Annotated in this window: 2 protein-coding genes; both read left to right on the top strand. The window is 38.4% G+C overall.

What is annotated here, in order from left to right; genetic code table 11:
* Positions 1-1,433: ABC transporter substrate-binding protein (locus EKM67_RS10575; RefSeq protein ID WP_125578940.1), on the top strand; the 1,433-nt coding region annotated here is incomplete at its 5' end.
* A 606-nt stretch (positions 1,434-2,039) separates the two neighbouring features.
* A partial coding sequence (locus EKM67_RS10570; protein ID WP_225417381.1) for an ABC transporter substrate-binding protein occupies positions 2,040-2,454 on the top strand: 415 nt, incomplete at its 3' end.

Genomic DNA, 2,454 nt, shown 5'->3' with positions numbered 1-2,454 from the left:
ATTGGAATTCTAAATTAACTTATGGGGTTATGTATCCTGTTAAGGCGTCGTTCTTGAAGTCAGAAGGTAGCAACTTCGGTAAAGCTGCAACTGATGGTATTCTCTACAATGGGCCTTATATTTTATCGAACTTTACTGCTAAGTCAGTAATCGAATATAAAGAAAACAAAAATTATTGGGATAAGAAAGACGTCCATGTTAAGACAGTTAAGTTAACTTATAATGATGGCTCTAACCCTGATGCATTATACAAATCATTTGCCAAGGGTGATTATACCTATGCACGAGTTTTCCCAACCTCTGCTGATTACAAGAATGTTGTTAAACAAAGTAAGAACAACATCATTTGGTCAGAACAAGATGCATCTGTTTATAACTTCACCTTTAACTTGAGCCGTGGTTCTTACAATGCAACTTCTAAGACAACGGACAAGCAAAAGGAAGACACTAAGAAAGCAGTCTTGAACCGTAATTTCCGTTTAGCCGTACAATTTGCCTTTAACAAGACATCTTATAATGCACAATCAAAAGGCGAGGCCGGTGCAACTAAGTCATTGCGTAATGAAATGACACCACCTAGCTTCGTATCGATCGATGGTCAAGATTACAGCAAGCAAGTTGAAAAAGATTTAACTTCAACGGATTCATCTGCTTGGGGTAGTATTAATTTAGCTGATGCACAAGATGGTACTTACAATCTTAAAAAAGCCAAAGAATACATGGCTAAGGCTAAGAAAGAACTTGAAGCTGAAGGTGTTTCTTTCCCAGTTAAGTTAGACTTACCTGCTGATCAAAAAGCAGTATCAACTTTGAACCAAACAAAATCATTCAAGAGCACCGTCGAAAAGAACTTGGGTAAAGACTTCGTTAATGTTGATATTCAATTATTATCTGAAGACAAATATCTCGTTGCTACGTATCAAGCAGCAACTGGTGCTGACAGTGACTTTGACATTAGTAATGCTTCTGGCTGGTCACCTGACTATGATGATCCTTCGTCATACTTGGAAATCTACTCACCAGAAACTGGTTCAATGTTACAGACTTTAGGTCTTGAACCTAGTGCAACTGTTGCAGGCAAAGATCCTTCGGCAGCTGCTAAAAAGACAGTCGGCTTCGATGAGTACCAAGAGTTATTAGACAAGGCATCAGCAATTACTAATGATAACAATGCACGTTACAAGGCATATGCGAAGGCAGAAGCTTGGTTATTGAATAGTGGCGTTCAAATCCCTGTATACTCATTGGGTGGCGCACCATACGTATCTCAAGTTGTTCCTTACACAACTGGTTACGCTCAATCAGGTTTGGCTTCTGCATATAAAGGCATGAAACTTCAAGCTAAGCCAGTAACACTTGCACAAAGAAATAAAGCTAAGAAAGCATGGGACGCTAAACGCGCAGAAATCGCCAAAGAAGAAGCAAAAGATTAAAAACCTCGATTGAATCACCGCAGATTCCAATCTATAATCTGAATTAAGTTCCAAATGTCCTATGCTGAGATGTGGGGATAAGTCTAATCACTTATCCTCACATTTTTGTGTTCTCGTCACAATTTTAAAAAAGTAGTGAAATAGGCCACGGGCTATAAACACGCCTACACGTGATTAGACACTGCGGATGAGTAAATGTATTCATGAAGGAACAAACGAGCTCAGTGAGCCTAATACTGGCGTTTAAACGATGTTAAATATAATAGGTAGTTCTTTTAAATTTGCGGTGATCGATTCGTCATGCGTTTGTTCTGCTGCGACTGCTCATAAATTTCTAAGAAAAAAAGCCTAACCGTGAATATTCACCCTCATAAATCATCAAATCTTCATTAAAACGCAACGATTTCGTAATTTTTTTAAATTCGTGCTATACTTTGATGTATTAGTGTTGACAACGCTTTTTATGGGATTATTTCAAAAAATAATTCTAGAAAAGTATTGACATCAAACTCTAATAATTGTACTATTTTACCAATTTCTAAAAACGTTTGCGGTGATTCGTTTGATGAGAGAAAATAAGAGATTATAGGTTGGAGGCTTTTTTCTATGAAGTGGCAAAAGAAAGGATTACTGACTGCAATGTTGGTCAGTGTTGCTTTACTTGGTGCTGCCTGTGGCAATTCAGGTTCATCAAGCTCAAGTGACAAAGCAAGTACGGAGTATGCTTATGTTTATGCAACAGATCCAGATACATTTGATTACACGGTGACATCACGTTCAACGAATAGCAATCATTTAGAGAACTTCGTTGAAGGCCTGCTTACACGTAACAAGTATGGCGAACTTGTTGGTGCCGTTGCTAAGTCATGGGATGTTAGTAAAGATGGGTTGACTTATACTTATCATTTACGCACGAACGACAAATGGTCCGACAGCGAAGGTAACGAGCAAGGCACAGTTAAGGCTCAAGACTTCGTGACTGGTTTGAAACATGCCGTTGCAGCTAAGTCAGAAACTTTAT

This window comes from Lapidilactobacillus mulanensis, assembly GCF_003946215.1.
Classification (GTDB): domain Bacteria; phylum Bacillota; class Bacilli; order Lactobacillales; family Lactobacillaceae; genus Lapidilactobacillus; species Lapidilactobacillus mulanensis.
The sequence above is the reverse complement of the archived record's forward strand: the minus strand, read 5'-3'. Positions and strand labels throughout refer to the sequence as shown.